The organism is Amycolatopsis sp. DSM 110486, from assembly GCF_019468465.1.
Lineage (GTDB): Bacteria > Actinomycetota > Actinomycetes > Mycobacteriales > Pseudonocardiaceae > Amycolatopsis.
Window position 1 is genome coordinate 8,270,977 of sequence record NZ_CP080519.1, and the last position, 22,037, is coordinate 8,293,013.

Sequence of the window (22,037 nt, forward strand, 5' to 3'; positions counted from 1 at the left end):
TTGGCCTTGAATACATCCCGTTGAGCACCCGACGGTCATCAACCCGCGGACGCCCCTTCGGGCCCGACACGGGAAGCGGCGGCGCGAGGGCCATGGACCTGCCGAGGAACTTCGAGCTTGGGATCGCCGCGTGCCGGCGGCCACGGACTGGGTCGTGTCACCCGAAGCACGTCGACAGGTAACGATGAGCTTCACGTTGGCATGTTTGCAAGTGCTTTCGGCCATCGGCGACGCGAGATGTCGGCGCGCTCTGGTAAGACTTCACCTTGTGACGACAGAGCCAGCCTGGACCATCACTGCTGAGGACCGCAAGAAGGAGCGGGAGCGAGCCGAACTTCACCGGGTGATCTGGAAGATCGCCAACGACCTGCGTGGAAGTGTGGACGGCTGGGACTTCAAGACGTATGTGCTGGGGATGCTGTTCTACCGATTCATCTCCGAGAACCTGACGGCCTACCTCAACGAGGCTGAGCGCAGTGCAGGCAACGAGGGCTTCGACTACCGCTACCTGTCCAACGCCGACGCCGAGCTCGGGCGCGAGGAGACGGCCAAGGAGAAGGGCTTCTTCATCCTGCCGCAGGACCTCTTCGCGAACGTGCGTGAGCGGGCCAGTAAGGACGAGAACCTCAACGAGACTCTGACACGGGTGTTCACCAACATCGAAGCCAGCGCCATCGGCACCGCTTCCGAGGACGACATCAAGGGCCTTTTCGCCGACCTAGACGTCAACAGCGGCAAGCTCGGCCCCACCGTCGCGAAGCGCAACGAGAAGCTGGTCAAGCTCCTCGACGCGATCGGGTCGCTGAACTTCGGCAACGGCGAGTTCAACGAGAACACCATCGACCTATTCGGCGACGCGTATGAGTACCTGATGCAGATGTACGCGTCCTCGGCCGGCAAGTCTGGCGGGGAATACTACACACCGCAGGAGGTCTCCGAGCTGCTCGCTAGGATCACCGTGGTCGGCAAGACCGAGGTGAACAAGGTCTACGACCCCGCCTGCGGCTCGGGTTCGCTGCTGCTGAAGTTCAAGAAGGTGCTGCCCAATGGGGTCCGGCAGGGCTACTTCGGTCAGGAGATCAACCTGACCACCTACAACCTGTGCCGGATCAACATGTTCCTGCACGACATCCCGTACGAGAAGTTCGACATCGCGCATGGCGACACGCTGATCGACCCGTACCACTGGGACGACGAGCCGTTCGAAGCGATCGTCTCCAACCCGCCCTACTCCACCCGCTGGGAAGGCGACTCGAACCCGCTGCTGATCAACGACGAGCGGTACGCCCCCGCCGGTGTACTGGCGCCGAAATCGAAGGCTGACCTGGCGTTCACGATGCACATGCTGTCGTGGCTGGCAGTCAACGGCACCGCCGCGATCGTCGAGTTCCCCGGGGTGCTCTACCGCGGGGGCGCGGAGCAGAAGATCCGCAAGTACCTCATTGACAACAACTACGTCGACACCGTCATCCAGCTCCCACCGGACCTCTTCTTCGGGGTGACGATCGCGACCTGCATCATCGTGCTGAAGAAGTCGAAGACCGACAACCAGGTACTCTTCATTGACGCCTCAGCCGAGTTCACGCGCCAGGGCAACAAGAACAAGCTCACCGCCGACCACCAGATCAAGATCCTGGAGGCATTCACCCGCCGCGAGGCCGTCGCTTACTTCGCGACCTTGGTCAACTATGAGACCATCCGCGACAACAGTTACAACATCGCCGTCAGCTCCTACGTCGAGGCCGAGGACACCCGCGAAGCGATCGACATCAAGGTGTTGAACGCCGAGATCGTCCAGATCGTTGCCCGGCAGGCCGAGCTGCGCACTCAGATCGACGCCGTTGTCGCCGACCTCGAATCCGACGATGCGACTGTCTGACCTGCTGTCCAAGGCTCCCGCCAACGAGGAAGCGCAGGTCGAGCGATTCCTTAACAGCCACCTGGCGTGGGGAAAACACAAGACGATCGAGGTCGGCAAGGTCGCCATCAACTTCAAGTGCAAGACCTGTGACGACGTTCGGACGTTCATGTCGGGTGACAAGCTGTCCTGTTTGGGTGTCGGTGACCGTGTGGTGAGCATCGACGCGTGCCTCAAGTGCCCGATATGCGAGGCGACCATAGAAGCCTGGTTTCTCGTGGTCTCCAGGGATGGGCTGTACGAGCAAGCGCCGACCGTTCGGCTGGAACGGTATGTGGACAACCGACGAGGCTTGGCGAGTCGGGTCGGCGTCGGCGTCGGCGACTTCGATGATCTGTTGGAGCGCGCACAGCTTGCCTACGAGGAGCAACTCGGTGCGGGAGCTATGGTATATCTACGGAAGATCTTCGAAGCGATTACGAAGCAGGTCGCCGACATCGCAGGCATCTCCACCACCGGGAAGAATGGCGGACGCAAGCCGTTTCGCAACCTCCTGAAAGAGGTCGACGAGAAACACCACATTATTCCGCCAGTCTTCTCCAGTGACGGATACAAATTGTTCGAAGAATTGAGCGACATTGTCCATGGCGACTCAAGTGAGGAAGTTGCTTTGCAGAAGTACCATCCCTGCAGGCGCTTGGTCATCGGAATCATTCGAAATGTCGCCAGTGATCAGGAGATGAAGCAGGCCATCGATGCACTTGGTTGGAATATAAACAAGTTGGATGTGCCTTCAAGCGGGGCGATGGCGTCATGAGTGAGATCGACAGGCTGATCGCAGAGCATTGCCCGAACGGCGTCGAGTTCAAAGAGCTTGGTGACATCGGCACGTTCACCCGAGGCAACGGCCTCCAGAAGAAGGACCTGACCGACGAAGGCGTGGGTGCGATCCACTACGGTCAAGTCTTCACGACCTATGGAACATCGACTGCGGTTACCAAATCATTCACGACGCCCGACCTCGCCGTGAAGCTCCGCCACGCGAAACCCGGCGACCTCGTGATCGCGACGACTAGCGAGAACGACGAGGACGTTTGCAAAGCCGTTGCTTGGGTCGGTCGCGAGGAGATCGTCATCAGTGGTGACGCCTACGTCTACTCTCACAATCTCGATCCGCTCTACATTGCATACTTATTCCAGGCCGACGCATTCCAGTCGCAGAAACAGAGATTTATCACTGGCACGAAGGTCAAGCGGGTTTCTGGAGTTGACCTTGCGCGGATCAGAATCCCAGTGCCTGACCTACATGTTCAGCACAGAATCGCCGAAATTATTGGCAATATGGAAGAGCTGCAAGCCGAGCTGCAAGCCGAGCTGCAAGCCGAGCTGCAAGCCCGCACGCACCAGTACGAGCACTACCGCGACCACCTCCTGGCTTTTCGTGGGAGAGAGGACATCAGGTGGGAGCCTATGGGCGAGGTCGGCACGTTCTTCCGGGGACGACGCTTTACGAAGAATGATATAGTCGCCGCTGGCGTGGAGGCGATCCACTACGGTGAGATCTATACCGACTACGGGGTGGCAACGCCGAAAACGGTCTCACACGTGCGTGAAGACATGGCAAGTCAACTTCGTTTCGCGCAGCCCGGCGACGTCGTCATTGCTGGGGTTGGAGAGACCGTCGAAGACGTCGGTAAGGCAGTTGCGTGGCTAGGGTTGGGCGAGGTGGCGATTCACGACGACACCTTTGCATACCGCCACGAGATGAACCCGAAGTTCGTTTCGTACTACCTCCAGACCGCTGCGTTCCATGCTCAGAAGGAACGGCATGTCTCTCGGGCGAAGGTCAAGCGGCTCTCGAGCGGTGGACTGGCTCAGATCAAAATCCCGGTTCCGCAACGCGAACAACAGGACCGCGTCGTCGCCATCCTTGACGGGTTCGATGCTCTGATTAGTGACCTGTCCATCGGCTTGCCGGCGGAGATCGAGGCTCGGCGGAAGCAGTATGAGTACTACCGGGACAAGTTGCTGACGTTCAAGGAGCGGGTGGCGTGAGCCAGCGCAGCAGTTTGGAGACACCGGACTCGGCGCTGCGGTACGAGCCGATCGCGGTGAGCGACGAGGCGACGGTGGTCGCGACGTACGAACCGGACGGTGGCAGCGATCAGGGCTACCAGTCTGAGGCGGAGCTTGAAGCCGAGTTCATCAAGATGCTGGGGCAACAGGCGTACGAGCGATTTCACATCGCGTCATCGGCTGATCTGGAGGTGAACCTTCGTCGTCAGTTGGAGCTGTTGAACGATGTGGTCTTCAGCGACGACGAGTGGAAATGGTTTTTCACCAAGAAGGTAGCCTCGAAGAATGAGGGCATCGTCGAGAAGACTGCGCGCATCCAGGAGGACCCCATCCAGGTCCTCGCGCGCGACGACGGCACGAGCAAGAACATCAAGCTGATTGACAAGTCGAACATCCATGCCAACCGACTCCAGGTGATCAACCAGTACGAGACGGTCGGTGAGGATGCGTGGACAGGTCGCAAGCACCGCTATGACGTGACGATCCTGGTCAACGGGTTGCCGCTGGTGCATATGGAGCTGAAGCGGCGCGGGGTGCCGTTGAAGGAGGCGTTCAACCAGATCAACCGCTACCAGCGGGAGTCGTTCTGGGCCGATGCCGGACTGTTCGAGTACGTCCAGCTCTTCGTGATCTCCAACGGCACGCATACCAAGTATTACGCGAACACGACTCGTGCGCGGAAGGTGGCTGAGTCCGAGGGCGGCAAGCGTGGTCGGAAGCAGACATCGAACTCGTTCGAGTTCACCTCGTGGTGGACCGATGCGAAGAACCGGCGCATCGGCGACCTGACCGCGTTCACACGAACATTCTTCGCCAAGCACACGCTGCTGAGCGTGCTGACGAAGTACTGCGTCTTCGACGTCTCCCGCACCCTGCTGGTGATGCGGCCTTACCAGATCGTGGCGGCCGAGCGGATCCTGCGACGGGTGGTGTCCTCGGCGAACGCCAAGGCGACCGGGCCGGAGGCCGGCGGCTATATCTGGCATACCACCGGGTCGGGAAAGACGCTGACATCTTTCAAAACCGCGCAGCTCGCGTCGAAGATGGAGGGTATCGACAAGGTTCTCTTCGTGGTGGATCGCAAAGACCTCGACTACCAGACGATGCTGGAGTACAACCGCTTCGAGAAGGACTCGGTCAACGGGTCACGCTCGACCGCCGAGCTCAAGCGGCGACTCCAAGACCACAACGCCTCAATCATCGTCACAACGATCCAGAAGCTGTCACGGTTCATCGAGCAGAACAAAGGCCACGAGATCACCAAGGGTCACGTGGTATTGATCTTCGACGAGTGCCACCGGAGCCAGTTCGGGGACATGGGGGCCGCGGTGCGCAAAGCGTTCCGCCGCTCCCACCTCTTCGGGTTCACCGGCACCCCGATCTTCCCGCAGAACGCCAGCGGGGCGACAAAGGACACTACCGAGAAGATCTTCGGCGACCGACTGCACAGCTACACGATCGTGGACGCGATTAACGACGGGAACGTACTACCCTTCCGCGTCTCCTACCAAAACACCGTGCGGGCTGCAGACAACGTCGAAGACAAGCAGGTTGCCGGGATCGACACCGAAGAAGTGCTGCGCCACCCCGAGCGAATTCGGAAGATCGTGGAATATGTCCTCGACCACTTCGATACCAAGACCATGCGCACCCAGGGTTACAGCCTGGGTGAGAAGAGGGTGCGTGGCTTCAACTCGATGCTGGCGACCGCGTCAATCTCTGCATTGAAGACATACTACGACGAGTTCGCCCGGCAGCAGACCGAGCGCGCAGCCGCAGACCCGTCCTACCAGCCGCTGAAGATCGCCACGATCTTCAGCTACGCGATCAACGAGGACGAGGAAATCGGCGGCATCCTCGATGACGAGGCGTTGGACGCGGACCAGCTCGACGCCTCCTCCCGCGACTTCCTCGAACGCGCGATCAGCGACTACAATGCCGCCTTCGGCACGACGTACGACACCTCGGCGGCGAAGTTCGAGAACTATTACAAGGACCTCGCGCGTCGAGTGAAGGATCGTGAGGTCGACGTGGTAATCGTGGTCAATATGTTCCTGACTGGGTTCGACGCAACCACACTGAACACTCTGTGGGTGGACAAGAACCTCAAGTCCCACGGACTGATCCAAGCGTTCTCCCGCACCAACCGGATCCTCAACTCGGTCAAGGCCTACGGCAACATCGTCTGCTTCCGTAATCTGGAGAAGGCCGTCGACGACGCGCTGGTGCTCTTCAGCAACTCCGAGGCCCGTGGAGTGGTGCTACTCAAGCCGTACACCTACTACCACGCCGCGTACGTCAGCCTGGTCGAGCAAATCCTAGAGCAGTGCCCGCCCGGAACCGAGCCATTCGGGAAAGCCCAGGAGAAGGCGTTCGTCGCAACCTTCGGTCAGATCCTCAAACTGCGCAACATCCTGACCTCCTTCGACGAGTTCGCTCACGATGAGTCGTTGCCACCGAGGCAACTGCAGAACTATACGAGCGTCTACAACGCACTATGGGAGACGCACCGCAAGCGCGACACCACCAAGAAGGAGTCGATCCTTGACGATGTCGTCTTCGAGATCGAGCTCATCAAGCAGGTTGAAGTCAACATCGACTACATCCTGATGCTGGTGCAAAGGTGGCGTGATGAGGGCCAGGCCAAGATGGGCGAGGAAGCCAGTACGCCGCTGCGTTCCATCGAGGACGCTGTCGATGCCAGCCCATCGCTTCGGAACAAGAAGGACCTGATCATGGACTTCGTCGACTCCATGTCGGTCACCGGCGAGGTCAGCGACGACTGGCGCATATTCGTCACCAAACGACGGGAAGCCGAACTCGCCGAAATCATCGACGCCGAGCGCCTTCGGCCCGAGCAGACGAAGTCGTTTATAGAAGCGGCCTTCCACGACGGCGCGATCGCAACCAACGGAACGGCGATCACCCGGGTCCTGCCGCCGGTTTCGCGCTTCGCGAAGCACAACAACCTCGGCGCCAAGAAGGAGCGCGTCATCGCGAAGCTGACCGAATACTTCGAGCGCTTCTCCGGGTTGGTCTGAGAGACACCACCACCATGGGTCACCTGGCCTTTCCGGTCCGACTGTTATATCCGCTATTTGATCTCAATTCTGGCTTGTTGGTGCATGGTTCGAGGACCGGTGCGACGACCACCGCATCACCACCCGCTCATCCGGCCGCGGCCGGGCCCACCGCAGGCGCTTGCCATTTCGCTCGGCCCGCACCCGCACCCGCACCCGCGCCCGCGGCATAGACTGGCGATCGCCCAGCGACTTCCGGCGACGCGCACCATTTCTTGCAGGTTGGTTGCCGCGGGGCCAAAGCGAATATAGTAGGCGATCTCGGCGGGGTCGCTGACTGGCCGGCGGGCAAGCAGCCAGTGACCGACTTCCGATGGGCGCAGGGGCGGATGTCAACGACAGCCTAATCGCAGATCCGCTGCGCGTGGGCGCCATTGCGGCAGGGCGCCTGCGACTTCGGACTTCGGACGGGCTCGACGATTCTCTACACGGCAGCGGGCCATCAATCCGCTACCGCACCGAACGCCTGGCCTCTACCGAGGAACAGTCGCACGGCGGTCGTCCACGATCTTTCAGTTCGGACCGTGCGGCTGTTGGTTGCCCGGTCGAGGTCTCCGACGCGGCTGCCAGTCTCAGGGTGAAGGTGCTGGTTTCGCGGAGCTGACAGGACGGTTAAGGCCTGACGCCGGGAAGAGGGGGCGCCAACGCTCACTGGTGCGCCATAGGAGTGGCAAGCTGAAATTGGGCACGGTGTTGTGGAAGACCACTAGAGCCGCCATTTCCTGGTAACCCAAGCGGTTCTTCCTGGCCATTTGCAGCCGGCCGCTGTTCAGACAGTACTCCAAGAGCCGGTCGCGGAGTCCTAGGTCGGTGATGATTTCGCTGCTTTCGGTAAAACACCTGTCGCGGTCCGTGAGCCGCTTGTACGTGCCTATCTCCACTCGGTGTTGAAAAGCCGAAAGATCGCTGACAACGTCCTGCAGCGCGGCCTCGAAGGCGGCCACGACCAGGATCCTCAGTTTTGCGTCAGGAAACCGCCGGAGAAGGCGCTTCACAGGTGCGTCCTCCCCCGCGGTGCAGGTGCGCAAGGTCCCGCCCGACCCGACAGCATCATCGGTGATGACGAACCAGTCCGGTGGCGTGCCAGCGAAATCCGACCACAGCCGGTCTTCATCCATCAGGTTCAGGTCGTCGAAACACTTCCAGTTGGCCTGGTTCTTGAGGGCATGCGCCATGCTCGGCCCGCTTTGACCGTCCTGTTGCCACCGGCAGAACGACACCCGGTCGAAGGCGGGGATCCCGGACGTGCGGATGAGGTGCTCGAGTGCTTGGTGGAACTCGGCCACACCGATGAAGTATCGCCCCACGACCGAACGGAAGAGCTGCAGCGCGAGAGGCTGCAAGTTACTTGGGAACTGGTCCAGCCAGGACCTTAAGTCCTCCTCGGAAACTTCCTCCCCGCGGTAAGACACCTGGCTCAGCAGCCACCGCGCATCGTGAGAGAGCGCCGCAAGCACCGCTGCCGACCCGACTGGCCGGTTCGGGTCGTGGGCGCACGCGCTCTCGAGCACCCGGCGCAGCAGATGTAGGTGGTCGCCAGCGCCTGCTGTCGATCCTAGCAGTGCGGGCAGATCGTCGTCGTCGGTGAGGGTGGACCGCCCGACCAGTGACGTCAGCATGCTGCCCGCGATGGTCACGAGGCAGGGTTCCGCAGTCGGGACCGGAACATCGAGGCGCCGGGCGAAGGCCCCCCACAACCAGTGATCCTGCGGAATCTCGGAATCGGCGGCGACGTGCCGCGAACCGACGATCAGGATGTCGTCGGCGACGTGCCACCCCACTCCTCGCATGTCGGTGTATCGCCGTTCCGCGATGATCATCCGCAACCGCTGCGCGAAACCTCGTGGGGCACCCTGTAAGCCTGCCAGGAAAAGTACGGTGGGGCTCTCTCGACCGAGGAGCCCAGGTGCGACCCCGTTGTCACCGGCTTGCTCTGCTTCTGCCCGCGTACCGCAGAGTATTTCGGACAGGGACTCGACGGAGTCTCTAGCCGCGATCTCCGTGAACTCCACCCTCAGGTCGTCCGCGAAGCAACGAGCAAGCGTCCGCTTACCAGCTCCGGGCGGACCGGTGAGCAGCACGGCCCGATAATTGTTCGGTCCCACAGCGGCCTTGTGGAGCAGCTCCAGCAAGTCACGCTGCGAGCTGCTCAGCTCCTCTGACTCCACCGGCTACAGGGCAGCCGGCGGCGCCTGCCGCCGATCACCGGTGCTCGACGCGACAAAACGAGGCGGTACGGCCAAGGGCCCGTTCGACTCGAAGCGGATCGCACAGGTGACGACCTGACCGCGATCCGGGGGCGGCGAGAAGTGCCGCGGCCGGAACGGCACGGTTTGGTGCAGGTCGAGCAAATAGCCTTGCGCCCGCCACTCGGTGATCCGCCGGTCCACGCGCATCTGGGTCAGCTGGGCCTGTTCCGGGTTGGCAGAGTCCCTCCAGATGTCGTACATGCGGATGCCTGAGAGGTCCTCACCGCGGAACTGTGCCCGTAACTGCCGGAAACGTTCTGCCCCTTCGCTGTAGTCGCCAGTCTGGTAACAGAGCACGGCGTAACGGAAGAGATCGAGCGGGCGAGGTGTCTCGAACGGTTCGACGTCCAGCTGCCGGTATAGTTTCTTGAGCTCGTGAAAGTCACGCTCTTGAACGGGCTGGCGCCAGAGCAGGGAGATGCGTAAACGCACCGTGCGGGATCGCGGCTGCACCCCGGCTCGCTCCGCCTCGTCAAGGATGGCGAGTGCATCGGCAGGACCGCGCGCGTCCTCGTCGTACCGCAGCCGCAAGCGGGCCTTGCAGTAGTACCCAAGTTCGGGATCGGCAGAATTGATTAGCTCATCCAGGTAGGACTCGCCGAGCTCCTCGCCGAGCAGGGAGAACGCTTGGGCGCGGGAGATCGCTATCTGATCGGTCCAAGTCGGGTCGGGTATCAGGTTGTTCGCCGCGACGTCGTCGGCCTCGTCGAGCAATTCCAGTGCCTGCGTCACATCTGATGCCTTGACCGCCTGTTCCTCAGCGCTGGCGGCCTGCGCGTGCTCGATCAGTCGGCGACTGAAGGCGAGGAGGGCTTCCATATTGGTGCCCCCGGAGAGCTCGATCGCCTTCTCGAAAGCCGCACAGGCACTGTCCCACGCCGCTTCGGCCTCGGTCACGCGGCCTGCCTCCTGCAGAGCGGGTGCAAGGCGGCAGAACGCCGTTCCGAGCGTGTTGTAGAGGTGGCTGGGGACTTCGTCGCGGCCGGAGCGGCGAGGCAGGCTTGTCGCCCTCTCCAACTTGCCCACGGCACTCTCGTACCGCTTGAGCCGCTCGCCGATTTCGAGACGGGGCTTGTTCTGGTCAGCCGATTTGTACAATGACCGCGCCCAGTGGTGCAGGACGGTCTTGCTCTGGTCCCGGATCGCAGGCGGGATGAGCTCAAAGGTCCGCAGCCGCCAGTCCCAGTCCTGAACACGGTCCTCAAATCTCGGAGCAAGGACGTCCTTCGCTAGCGACTCGGCCACCCAGAAGTCCGCGCGACTCCCCGGCGACAGGGCTCCGAGGACAGGCGCGAGCAGCTGAATCCGCTCCTCGGGCGAATGTGCGCCAGCGTGGTGCTCCAGATAGGCCGATGCGACTGCGGGGTGCAGGAACCTCAGAACCTCCTCGTCGAGGCCCTTGGCCGCTCCACCCCACGCCGCGATGCCGTCGAGTTGGCGGATGGCCGCAGAGAGCTCCGACGGATAGGTGCCCCCCACTGCAGGACGGACAACAGTCCACAGTGGGCTCGGAAGGCGGAATGTCGACATTGCGGCCACGTACGTCAGGATGTCGCGCACTGACAGGTCTTCGATCGTCTCGCTGCGCTGTGTGATCCATCTTCTCAGGAAGCTCTCTGCCTGCTCGGCATCGGTCATCGCCATCCCCTGGGTGAAGAAGAACCTCAGCGCTACCCAGAACAACGTCTCCGCCGGGCCATTGTCGCCGTGTAGCCACCGGGTCGCCTGGTTGTACCGCTGCCACTGGTGAAGGGACGGCGCAGTCACCTCAAGTTCCCATCGCTCCACGATCCGGGACAAAGTGACCTGGCACCGCTCAACTTCGTCGTTACCCAGGTCCGCCCGCAGGACGGGTAGCACTGCGGTTCGTCGCCCCCGGCGTTCGACCTCGCCGACCGCTTCCTGCGCCGTGACGGCGTGCAGGACAACAGCCGACCGTCCGTGCCGGGCGAGTGCGCTCACGACGCTACGGGCGGTGATCCCGCGCTGAAAGTGGTCGACGTCGATGACAACGAGCAGCGGCGGTGCGTGGTCGAGGCCGAGGGTGAGAGCCCCCTCCGAGAGCGTGGTGGCGAAGGCCAGCAGGTCTTCGAATTCGATGGCAATCTGCTCGGGACGGAGAACGAGAGCAGGGAACCCTTCCCGGGAGGCGGCGTACGCCGCCTCCCGGAGTAGGGTGGTCGCCCCTGCACCGGGCTCGGCGGGAAGCCGCATGACATAGGTCGTCGCGGTCCCCGAGCCCTCCTGCACCTGCCTAAGCGTCGCGAGCACGTCTTCAGGCAGGGTCTTGTCCTGTGACCGGTAGTCCCGTCCGATCGGCAGGCCAATGCCGTATGCCGACCAATCCTCCAGACTGCCGTCCAGGAAAGCGAGCAGGTTTTGCATGGTGAATGTTGACGGCGGCGCGATGTGCTCCTCGGTGACAAGCGCGAACCGGCCGAGGATCCGGTCGACGTCTCGGGCACCCAAAGCCAAAGCGCGGTTTCCCATACGCACGGTGTACCGCGATACGGCGGTGGTCTGTGGGGCGCCGGCCTCGTCCATGGCCGTGAAGAGATCGTCCTGCGTCCCGCGCCAGACGTGGAGAACGATCGACGCACTCGTGTGCAGGCCCGGCGGTGGCGCGTCCGGTGGCCAGACGAGCAGTACCTCCAGGTCGACGATTGGGCAGTCCTCGAGGACTTCGGACAGCAAGTCCAGGTCATCGTCTGTCCGGGCGCCGAGGACGACCAAAACCCGGCCTGGGTACTGCCCAAGCCTCTTCGCAAGACTCCACGCGATCCGCTTCCGCACGCGCGCGCGAACCGCGCCGTAGCGGATGGCCGCCGGCGCTTCAGGATCGAGCACGCCGGGCAACACGCAGACAGGCAGGAACTCGCGCGAGGACAGATCCGCGGAGGCATCGTCATCGGCCGCGAGCACGACGATCTGCCGAGCCTCCGGCTTCACGGCCTGCGCCGCGGCCCTGAGCGCCGGCAGCAGAGGGCTCGCCGCGCCCTCCAGCCACGCCGCCTCCCAGTACAAGGACGCAACGCGCAGATCAAGCGGGTCGGGCTGCAGGCGGTACCGCAGGGCCGCCGCCGTCTCGTCGACGGAGTAGTCGTGCGGTTCCGCGCCAGCAACCAGGTCACGAACCTGGCACGTCCACAGCAGGGCATGCCGGTCGCGGAGGCGCATAACAACGGACGGGGGCAGGGATTCAGGCATTCTGCTCGTCACACGCCTTCGTCAGTCGGGCCAGCGAATACTGGAAACTTAACACCTCCGCCCGGAAGATCCTGTCGTTGGCAGTGCCTGAGAAAAGTCGGACGGCGGCAGTGCAGCGACGAACCGCAGCTAGGACGGCAGGAAGACCGCGAGGGTGTGTGGGGCGCCAAAACACGGCCGACCGGCGACGGCGACGTGGCCGAGAACGTCGGCAGCGCCGCCGTCGAGCGCTCCCTTCCAGGTGGGTGGATAGCGGGCTGCGGCCGCCGGAATCGGCGAGTACTGGTCATCGCGGCTGGCGGTCAAAATCGACATCCCGCTGCGCAGGACGGCCGCGTCCGTGAGAGTGACGACGGTGCCGCGGAACCCTCGGAGAACAACAGTCGAGGATCACCAGGATCTCCTTGACCTGCGAGTTCCGGGCGATCGTCAACACCTCGGCGAAAGGACTCTGGGCGTCTCGCCCTGGCCGGCGCTGGTGACCAGGACGACGTCGTCCACTGGGACGCCATGTCCCGCGAAGTACAGCAGGGCGAAGCCAGCGTCGCCGGCCAGCAGGGACCGCACGCCGTCCATTAGGTTGTTGCTGGTCACTGTCCCAGTCAGCACCTGGCAGTTCCGACGGTGATGCCTACGTCGGCGGAAGGTGGCGTCCTGAGCACGCCGGAGCTTTGTGGCCAGCTGGAAACAAGCTGACCGAGCTTTGAATGCTACTCAGGTGATCAGCTTAAGGGCTGCTTGGCGGACTGAGTGGAAGCGTTGTGGTTAACGTGCAAGATCGTCCTCGGACACACAGGCAGTTCCCTGACCAGGAGTTTTATCTGCAAGCTGTAGCTTGTGGTCAGAAGATGCGCTGCTCAGCGGCGTGGGGGTTCAAGACCCTTACGGACACGCGCACTAGCCACATAGCCGGAGTCGTCAACCTCGGGCGGGAAATGCGTGACCGCCTGCCAGCGGGTCTGGGCAGACTCGATGAGTTTGAACGCGATTGCTACCCTGCACCCTGTGAACCCGGTCGCTTGATGACGTTCGTGCGGGCCGCACCGTGGTGAAGGCCAGTTCGATCGGGGTGGCGGTGCGTACATGGATCCAGTGCTCGGCCGGATTGTCGTTGAACGCCAGCTTGTCTTCGCCGGTAGCCAGCCTCGGCACGGGAGGTCGCCGAAGCGAACCGCTGGCGTTCGCTCGTTTCAGGGTCGACGCGCCTGTCGGTGACTCGCGGAGCGGTCACCTCCACCGAGCCGGCGCGGGTCAGTACCTCACGGGGCCGGTGGCAGCCGTTATACACGACCAGGCGATGGCCGTGCTCGTCGCGCTGGTCGGTGAACGCGGCGATGGAGGCGTCGACCTCTGCCTGGAGTGCCTCGGCCAGCAGCCGGCGGGTGCCCTCGTGGACGCTCTGGTCGATCAACGACGCATCGCCCGTAGCTGGGCGGTCGTTGTCATCGGATGCGGGGCCGGGGACTACGGTGAGTACGGGCTCGCCGTCCCAACCGACGCGCCAACCTCGGTTTGTTTGGGACCTCTACTCGATCACCGGGAAGGTACATACTCCGCCGGCTGATCCACCGGCCTCGAGCATCGCTCTCCTCGGACACCTGGGAGATCAAGTCCCTAGGGGCGTGAACTCTTGGTCGGGGTCGTGCATCTTCAGGACTTCAACCCCCCTGGCCGCAGACGGTCGCGTCAACGGTAGGGGTCAGTGCAGTTTGGTCCAGGCTTCGTCGATCATGGCCGCGCAGACGGTGGGGTCGCGGTATTCCTTGGTGTCGTCGCCGAGGGGTTTGAGCTGGATGGTGAAGCCGGGATCCGTGCGCTGGCACAGGAAGACCGAGGTCTTGTCGGGGGTGAGTTTCTCGTCGAGCGGGGTCAGGTTGTTGCGCAGGACGCAGGACACGTCGCCGACCTGGCGGAGTTCGTTGGTGGGTGCGGCCAAGCCGTTGTCTTTGTCCTCATAGGCGATCGCGAGCCCGGGAGCGTGGGTGCGGATCGCGGTGAGCGTGAACGAGTGCGAGAAGTTGACCGCGGTGTAGGTCTGCACCACCGCCGGCGCACCGTACGCGGCCGAAACGCGGGTGGTGTTCTCACGGTCGTTGGTGGCGTTGCGCTGGGCGAACTGGCGGTGCGCGAAGTCGTCCTTGAGCTTCACCGGTTGCACGTCGGCCCTGTCCACGCCGCCGAGCGTGTCAGGCGCTTTGAGCGGTAGGCCGCTGACGACTCCGGAGTCGTGCGCGGTCAACAGCCACGGGATGCCGACGCCCGCCGCACCGATGGCAAGACCGATCGCGGCGGCGATCACGAGGGAAACCGGGCGTGAACGACCCTGCGGCGTCGCGACGGCGGGTACTTCCGTGAGCACCGGAACTTCCTCGGTCACGGGTGATCCTTCGAGTCGATGGGGAGCGATGTCGATCACTGGATCGGCCAGCTGTCGATGTTCGTTACCGGTGCTTTGTAACGTCTTGTCGACGGTCTGGACCAAGCGGAGCAGCCGCTGGTCCGTTCGGCACACCCGGCGTTGCTGCAGGTCGGCGTCCTATCGTGACAAAGCGGACATAGTGCGGGGTGTATGTCTCTTGTGGATCGTGATCACCCGATCGGTGGCTTTGCGGTGCCTTGGTGATCGTGGATTGTTCTTTTTACTTTTGGGTCGCGCGGGTCGGGGGACGCGCGCTGGCCAGGCCGAGGGGGCCGTCTTTCGTGGAGTATCGAAGACTTTCGCGTGGGTTCAAGCTGCGCGTGTTCGGGTTGGTTGTGCTCGTGCTGGCGGGTGTGCTCGTGGTGGTGACCTCGAGTACGCCGTCGCGACCAGGGGTCACTCCGGTGGCATCCGCGCCAGACGCAGGGGCGGCGTTCGCCGCGGCGAGGCTGCAGGGGACGCCGGTCGAGGTATCCGACCAGACGACCGAGACCAAGCGGGTTTTCGCCCAGCCCGATGGGCAGTTGAACGCCGAGTTGGCTTCGACACCGGTTCGTGTGCGGCGCGGCGGCGGCTGGGTGCCGGTGAACACGACCTTGGCCAACTCCGCGGATGGAGCGGTGCGGCCTGGTGCCACCGTGGATGATCTGTCGTTCTCCGACGGCGGTCACGCACCGTTGGTGACCTTCGGCAGAGACGGTAAGAAGTTGTCGCTGTCGTGGCCGGCGAAGCTGCCCAAGCCGAAACTCGACGGGTCGACCGCGACGTACCCCGAGGTGTTCCCGGGCGTTGACTTGGTGATGCAGGCCACTGCGGACGGGTACAACGAGCGGCTCGTGATCAAGAGCGCCGCCGCCGCCGAGAACCCGGCCCTCAAGTCCATCCCGTTTAAGCTTTCGGCCGATGGCCTCACCGTGACCAGTGACCAGTCGGGTCGGATCAAGGCGGTCGACGCGGCCGGCAACCTGGTTTTCGCGGCTCCCGCATCGACGATGTGGGACGCGCGCGGCCCTGAGGTGGCGAGCGCGCCGGTTGGGGTGACGGTGCAGGATTCGACGCTCATGCTGCACCCGGCGGTCGCGATGCTCACCGACCCGGGAACACGGTTCCCGGTCGTGATCGACCCGGACATGCGCGCGTGGAACCAGTCAATGTGGGCGAAGGTCTTCAGCGGATACCCCAATCAGTCCTATGTCAACGGTACGAACGACGGCGATGCGTGGGCCAAGGTTGGCCTGTGTAACTTCGATGCCGAGTGCAACGGCATCGATGTCGCGAGGACGTACTTCCAGTTCGACACAACCTTCCTCTCGGGCAAGATCATTAACGATGTCCGCTTCGACACCACTGTGGTTTACGGGCCCAAGTGCAACATTACGAGCAACCACAAGCTCTTCTTGGCAGGTTGGGGTCTGTCGTTCGACACCAACTGGAGCAACATGCCCGCGGGGCACCAAGTCGGTCTCGACGCCGCGGTACCCACCGGCTGCGACGGTCTCAAGGGCGTCGGCTTCCAGCTGACACCTGCGGACATTCGTGCGGGCACGACGACCAACTACTTCCTCCAAGCCGCGAACGAGTCAGATTCCGACGCCTGGCGAAAATACGACGTGCCGACAACGTTCCTCAGGGTCAAGTACAACACCCTCCCGAACCCGCCATACGAGCTGAAGACGGATCCGCCGTTGCCGACCCCGTGCAAGTGGTGCGGCGGCACGCCTTACGTCGGTGACAGTTCCATTCGCCTGATGGGCCGACTGTCCGATCCGGACGGCAACGACCAGCTCACGGCGATCTGGGACATCTACGGCGGTCTAAGCGTCGACCACCGCGAACCGGACATTTACCAGGCCTCCGGAGCCTTCTCCAGCACGACGGTCGACCTCTCGACCCGAAACGACCAGTCGATCACGTGGTCACTCACTGCGTTCGACACCGCAGATCGAGGAAATTCAGCCTCGGGCCCAGGGTTCAAGGTCGACGAGGTCGGGGTCGACAAACTACCTGTCGTGTCGGCGCCGGTGTACAGGGAAGACAACACCTGGCATGGCGGAGTCGGAGTGTCGGATACGTTCACGTTCACCGCGAACGGCGTGCCGGACATCGATCACTACCTGTACGGCTGGAACGACGCGCCATCGACCAAGATCGACGCGGATGCGCTGGGCGGCAAGGCATCGGTCACGTTGACTCCGCCTGGCGACGGGCCGCGTGATCTGTTCGTGCAGAGTGTTGACCGAGCGGGCCATCGCAGCCCGATGAAGGCGTACCACTTCTACGTGCGAGCCGGAAACGGGCCGCTCGCCCAGTGGTCGTTCGACGGCTCCACCAAAGACTCGGCGACCCTCGGCTTCCGCGACGCCACCTTGCACGGCGCACCGACCTACGTCCAGGGATCGATCGGGTCCGCCCTCAAGCTCAACGGCTCGGACGACTACGCGACGGCTCCCGTTTCGGCGAACACTGCCGCCGGGTTCACGTTCGCGGGCTGGGTGAACCTTGCGGCGAAGACACAGGGCTGGTCGACGATGCTGAGCCAGAACGGTTCGGCGACGACCATGGTCCGGCTCGGCTACGCGGGCACCGGAACCGACAAGTGGGCACTCGAGTTGCGGCCATCGGACTCGGCGTCAGTCACGCCGACGACCGTGCTCTCGTCGGAGAGGGCGCAAACCGGCACGTGGACACACCTGACGGGTGTCTACGACGCGGCCGCGAAGAAGGTTCGGCTCTATGTCAACGGCGACCTCACCGGGACAGCAGACTGGACCTCACCGTGGCCGGCTAACGGGGAGTTCGCCCTGGGCCGCAGCACACCTTCCGGTACCGGTGCCGACTACCTGTCCGGCTCCGTCGACGAGGTCCGCACCTACGACCGCGTGCTGACCGACTCCGAAGTCAAGTCGATCGTCACCCTCGACAACGTGGCCGCGGGGTACTGGAACTTCGACGAGTCCGACGGCACCACGGCCCGCAACAGCGCGGCCGGCGGTGAGATGGCTGCTTTGCACACCGGCGCCGCGTTCACGCAGCAGGGCGCTGTCAACGGCGCCCTCACGCTCGACGGTACCCAGGGGTACGCGTCGACGACCGGCCCAGCGGTGCGTACGGATCAGAGCTTCACCGTCAACGCGTGGGTGAAGCCGAACACGACCGGCGACATGGCGGCGGTTTCGCAGGACGGGGTGAACGCCAGCGGCCTGTACCTGAAGCAGATCGGAGGCAGCTGGGGCTTCGGAATGAACGCCGGTGACGCCACCGGCGGAACGGCGGCCGAGGCACGATCGGCCGCGAACACTGTCCAACCGGGAGTGTGGACGCATCTGTCCGGTGTATACAGCAGCGTCGCCAAGACGCTGACTCTGTACGTGAACGGTGTGCAGGCCGGAACCGCGGCGGCGCCGGCCACGCCGTGGATGGCGAACGGGCCGTTCGTCATCGGGCGTGGGCAGTACGGTGGGCCGACCGGCTTCTGGGCCGGAGCGATCGACGAGGTGCGTGCCTACAGCCGTCCCCTCGGCGCGTCGGAGATCGAGGGCATCGTGGCCCAGAACAACGTTCCGGCGGCCGCGTGGGCGCTGGACGGCGATGCCAAGGACAGTTCGAGCCGTGGGCTCAATGGCGCGGTCAGCGGCAAGGTCGACTGGGCGCCGGGCCAGAACATCAACCCGGACCCCAAGGACCTCGCGGCGAACTTCACCGGCGCAGACGGTGCTGTGACCGCGCCGCCGGCAGTGGACACGACGAAGAGCTTCTCGGTCACCAGCTGGGTCAAGCTGGGTACCAAGACCGCCGGAACGGGGACCGTGGCCAGCCAGAGCGGTTCCCGGGCCTCGTTGTTCATCCTCGGCTACGCGGGCAGTGCGACCGACCGCTGGGCCTTCGCCATCAGCGCGGCCGACCAGGACGGGCCGCCCGCCGTGCTGGTGCAGTCCGACCAGCCGGTGCAGTCCGGGGTGTGGACCCACCTTGCGGCGAGCTATAACGCGGCGACGAAGGAGATGCAGCTCTACGTCAACGGAAGTCTCGCGGGATCGGCGACCACCAACGCAGTGTGGAACGCCACCGGCGAGTTCGACATCGGGCGAGGGAAGGACGCGGGTGCGTGGACGAGCCAGCTGACGGGCGCCGTCGACGACGTGAAGGTTTACCCTCGTGCGTTGTTCAGCGACGAGATCCGCACCATGGCCGGACGGGAGCTGAACCTCGTCCACGACTGGCAGCTCGACGAGTCCAGCGGTACCAACGTCGCTGACTCCACCGGCGCACGGCCGGGCTCGTTGAACAGCGGTGCGCACCTCGTGCCGGGACGCGTCGGCAACGCCGTCTCCTTCGACGGCCAGACGGGCGCGGTCTCCACCAGCGGTGTCGAGCTGCGCAGCGACGACAGCTTCACCGTGTCGGCGTGGGTGTACCTCGATCGCAAGAGCGACACGACGTCGAAGTTCACCGCGGTGAGCCTCGACGGAGTCCACACGAGCAAGTTCCGGCTAGGGCACGTCGCGGATGACATGTCGGCGTTCTGCTTCGACGGCATGTCCGACGACCCGAACGCCTGCGGCAAGTGGGTCTTCGAGATGTCCGGATCCGATGTGGACAGTCCCGTGGTCGCCAAGGCCGCGGTGTCCACGCTGCCGGCCGAGATCAACACCTGGGCGTTCCTGACCGGTGTCTACGACAAGCAGACCGGCAAGACCTGGCTCTACGTCAACGGCAAGCGCGTCGGCGACGGCACGCTCGACACGGCGTGGCAGGCCAGTGGTGGCGCGGCGCTCGGGCGGGGGAAGGTCGCCGGTGCGCCGGCGCAGTTCTGGCCCGGCCGCGTGGACGACGTACGGCTCTATTCGGGCGCGCTGGACAAGGACCGGATCCTCTCGCTGTACTCCGCTTACCCCGCGTTGGACGAGACGCCGCCGGATCTTCCGACGGCCGACACGGCGTACTGGAAGTTCGACGAGAACACCGGCACCGCGGTGTCCGACTCGAGCGGACGTGGCCACAACGTCACCATGAACGGCGGCGCGTCCTGGTTCGGCGGGCGTGTCGGGGCGGCCGAGTGGCTCGACGGGACGTCGGGCTACTCGGAGTCGAGCGGTCCGGTTCTGGACACGACCAAGAGCTTCTCAGCGACCGGCTGGGTGGTCCTCACCAAGACCGACACTGCCGATCACGTCGTGCTCAGCCAGGACGGCAGCCGCGTGAGTGCATTCCAGCTGCGGTACAGCGGCGACACCGGGAAGTGGTCTGTCGTCGTTCCACAGGCCGACCAGGACAACCCGGCGACCACGACAGTCGTGTCGAACGTGAACGTCACACCCAACGAGTGGACTCACCTCGGCGTTGTGTACGACGCCGCCGCCCACGAGGTGAAGCTCTATGTCAACGGAGCTCTGACGACCGTTCAGGTCGGTGTCACCATCGCTGCGTCGACCGGTCCGTTCGCCATCGGCCGCGGCAAGTGGAACGGGCAGAACAGCGGGTTCTTCGCACAGGGCATCGATGACGTCCGGGTCTTCGGCAAGGCACTCAGCGACGGCGAGATCCGCCGCGTCGTCGCCGACGTCTCCGAGGCCGACGCAGGACAGTGGCACTTCGACAACGGCACCGGGCGCGACTACTCCTGGCGCCACAACGACGCCACGTTGTCCGCGGGCGCGTCGATCGTTGCCGGCGGAGTCATGGGCAACGCCTTGCAGCTCAACGGCACGACCGGTGCAGCGACCACAGCTGAAGGCGGCGTGCCGATGACCCGGAGCTTCACAGTGTCCGCCTGGGCGAAGCTGACTCGCACCGATCGGGTCGCGACGGTGGTGAGCCAGGATGGTTCACGGATGAGCGGGTTCGTGCTGCAGTACCGGCCTGAGCTCAACCGCTGGGTGTTCGGTGCGGCCACGCAGGACAAGGACGCGGCGCCGCTGAACTACACAGCCTCGTTCCAGGTCCCTGAAGTGAACAGGTGGACCGCACTCACGGGCGTGTACGACACCGGAGCGGGCCAGTTCCGCCTGTACGTGGATGGGCAGCTCGGCGGTGTTCAGAACAACGTCGCGCCGTGGCCGGCCGGCAACGGGCTCGCCATCGGCCGCGGATTGGTCAACGGTGCACCCGCCGACTTCTTCCCCGGCATGATCGACGAAGTCTCCACGCACTATGACGCGCTATCGGAAGCTGCGATCCAACGGCGTGCTGGGTGGCCGGCTCCTGCCGCAGGGCAGCTGGGGCGGTACGTCGATGGTGCCGGCCGCCGAGCGACCGCTCCCACCGCGGGGTCGGCACCGGATGGTTATCACTTCGACCAGAGCCTGGGCATGCTCGTCGACAGCAGCCAGCCGAACACGCGCACGTTGTTCGCGTGTTATATGGGGATCGATGCCTTCACATCGCCCGATCCGGCGTGCGAAGGGCAGACGGTGGGTGGGCCGATCGGATCGGTGTACACGATCCAGCCGACCAACGTCGAGACGGTCGCCGTCTACCGCTGCAACACGGGCCCTGACCACTTCGAGTCGCTGGATGCCACGTGCGAAGGTGCCACGGGCGAGGGGATTCTCGGTTACACGCTCGCCTACGCACCACTGGTTCGCTATAACAGCAGCACGACGGTCGACCACTTCAGCACCTCGCAGGGTGTACGACCTGGGTACACAGTCGAAGGCCCGCAAGGCTTCGTGTCACTGAGCTCCTCGGTCGGCACCCAGGCGATCATCAGCTGTGTGACCGACACCGACCAGTTCGTGTCCACGGACCCGAGCTGCGAGGGCAAAACAGTGATCGGTGGCCTCGGTCGGCTGTGGAGTCAGGCACCGGAAGGCGTGGGGTCGGACCCGGTCTATCGCTGCGTCAGTCCGGCGGGGGAGTCGATGATCAGCTCACTCTCCAACTGCGAGGGCTGGAACCTCGACAAGTTGCTCGGCAACGCGCTGGACAAGGTCCCGGAGACCACCCCTGCGTTCCCGGTCGGCGCCAGTGCCCGCACGAGCTCCGCATTGATCCTTCCGGAGAAGTCCACGTCGACGGCGACGGGGACCACCGGTTCGCCTGGTTGAGCTATCTGACTCACACGCCGATGGGCGGTGGCGCGGGCCTCGCCCCACCGCCCATCGGCCCCCCGCTTCGCGTTCCCAGGACTTTGTCCTGCCCAGCCTGGA

General features: G+C 64.0%; 10 protein-coding genes and 2 pseudogenes. 6 read left to right on the forward strand and 6 right to left on the reverse strand.

Annotation, left to right across the window (positions count from 1 at the left end):
* The first annotated feature begins 184 nt into the window (after positions 1–184).
* Genes K1T34_RS40100 through K1T34_RS40115 form a run of 4 tightly spaced genes read left to right on the forward strand, consistent with a single transcriptional unit; the run spans position 185 to position 6,975 of the window.
* The gene (locus tag K1T34_RS40100) at positions 185–1,879 is read left to right on the forward strand and encodes a type I restriction-modification system subunit M (protein ID WP_220239912.1); all 1,695 of its coding nucleotides are present in this window, start codon (positions 185–187) and stop codon (positions 1,877–1,879) included.
* Positions 1,866–2,675: a hypothetical protein gene (locus K1T34_RS40105; RefSeq protein WP_220239913.1), complete on the forward strand. Its 810-nt coding sequence runs from the start codon at positions 1,866–1,868 to the stop codon at positions 2,673–2,675. Before K1T34_RS40100 ends, K1T34_RS40105 begins: the two co-directional genes overlap by 14 nt.
* Positions 2,672–3,913: a restriction endonuclease subunit S gene (locus K1T34_RS40110; protein WP_220239914.1), complete on the forward strand. Its 1,242-nt coding sequence runs from the start codon at positions 2,672–2,674 to the stop codon at positions 3,911–3,913. The genes K1T34_RS40105 and K1T34_RS40110 overlap by 4 nt, the downstream gene beginning before the upstream one ends.
* Positions 3,910–6,975, forward strand: a complete 3,066-nt coding sequence (locus tag K1T34_RS40115) for a type I restriction endonuclease subunit R (RefSeq protein ID WP_220239915.1) — start codon at positions 3,910–3,912, stop codon at positions 6,973–6,975. The genes K1T34_RS40110 and K1T34_RS40115 overlap by 4 nt, the downstream gene beginning before the upstream one ends.
* A 218-nt stretch (positions 6,976–7,193) precedes the next feature.
* Here K1T34_RS40115 and K1T34_RS54820 read toward each other — a convergent pair.
* From K1T34_RS54820 to K1T34_RS53870, 5 genes and pseudogenes are all read right to left on the reverse strand, one after another.
* Positions 7,194–7,396 (reverse strand): annotated as a pseudogene (locus tag K1T34_RS54820) (IS701 family transposase); the annotation flags it as partial.
* A 190-nt stretch (positions 7,397–7,586) separates the two neighbouring features.
* Complete coding sequence (locus K1T34_RS40120; RefSeq protein WP_220239916.1) at positions 7,587–9,182, reverse strand: ATP-binding protein; 1,596 nt, start codon at positions 9,180–9,182, stop codon at positions 7,587–7,589.
* Between the two features lie 3 nt (positions 9,183–9,185).
* On the reverse strand, positions 9,186–12,470 hold the full coding sequence (locus K1T34_RS40125) for a hypothetical protein (protein ID WP_220239917.1): 3,285 nt from the start codon (positions 12,468–12,470) through the stop codon (positions 9,186–9,188).
* Positions 12,471–12,899: 429 nt separating this feature from the next.
* Entirely contained in the window at positions 12,900–13,064 is a 165-nt protein-coding gene (locus K1T34_RS40130) for a hypothetical protein (protein WP_220239918.1), read from the reverse strand.
* Positions 13,065–13,632: 568 nt separating this feature from the next.
* A pseudogene (locus tag K1T34_RS53870) lies at positions 13,633–13,881 on the reverse strand (transposase); the annotation flags it as partial.
* Here K1T34_RS53870 and K1T34_RS40135 point away from each other — a divergent pair.
* Positions 13,768–14,034 (forward strand): hypothetical protein, encoded by a 267-nt coding sequence (locus K1T34_RS40135; protein ID WP_220239919.1) that lies wholly within the window; start codon positions 13,768–13,770, stop codon positions 14,032–14,034. The pseudogene K1T34_RS53870 and the gene K1T34_RS40135 overlap by 114 nt on opposite strands.
* 135 nt (positions 14,035–14,169) lie before the next feature.
* Here K1T34_RS40135 and K1T34_RS40140 read toward each other — a convergent pair whose 3' ends face one another.
* Entirely contained in the window at positions 14,170–14,952 is a 783-nt protein-coding gene (locus K1T34_RS40140) for a hypothetical protein (RefSeq protein WP_220239920.1), read from the reverse strand.
* 218 nt (positions 14,953–15,170) lie between these two features.
* Between K1T34_RS40140 and K1T34_RS40145 the strand changes: the two genes are divergently transcribed.
* The gene (locus K1T34_RS40145) at positions 15,171–21,935 is read left to right on the forward strand and encodes a LamG domain-containing protein (protein ID WP_220239921.1); all 6,765 of its coding nucleotides are present in this window, start codon (positions 15,171–15,173) and stop codon (positions 21,933–21,935) included.
* The last annotated feature ends 102 nt before the right edge of the window (positions 21,936–22,037 follow it).

Excerpts from the sequence above, each read along its gene's own strand:
- K1T34_RS40100 (WP_220239912.1), top strand. The coding sequence starts at position 185 with ATGAGCTTCACGTTGGCATGTTTGCAAGTGCTTTCGGCCATCGGCGAC.
- K1T34_RS40105 (WP_220239913.1), top strand. The coding sequence starts at position 1,866 with ATGCGACTGTCTGACCTGCTGTCCAAGGCTCCCGCCAACGAGGAAGCG.
- K1T34_RS40110 (WP_220239914.1), top strand. The coding sequence starts at position 2,672 with ATGAGTGAGATCGACAGGCTGATCGCAGAGCATTGCCCGAACGGCGTC.
- K1T34_RS40125 (WP_220239917.1), bottom strand. The coding sequence starts at position 12,470 with ATGCCTGAATCCCTGCCCCCGTCCGTTGTTATGCGCCTCCGCGACCGG.
- K1T34_RS40135 (WP_220239919.1), top strand. The coding sequence starts at position 13,768 with ATGGCCGTGCTCGTCGCGCTGGTCGGTGAACGCGGCGATGGAGGCGTC.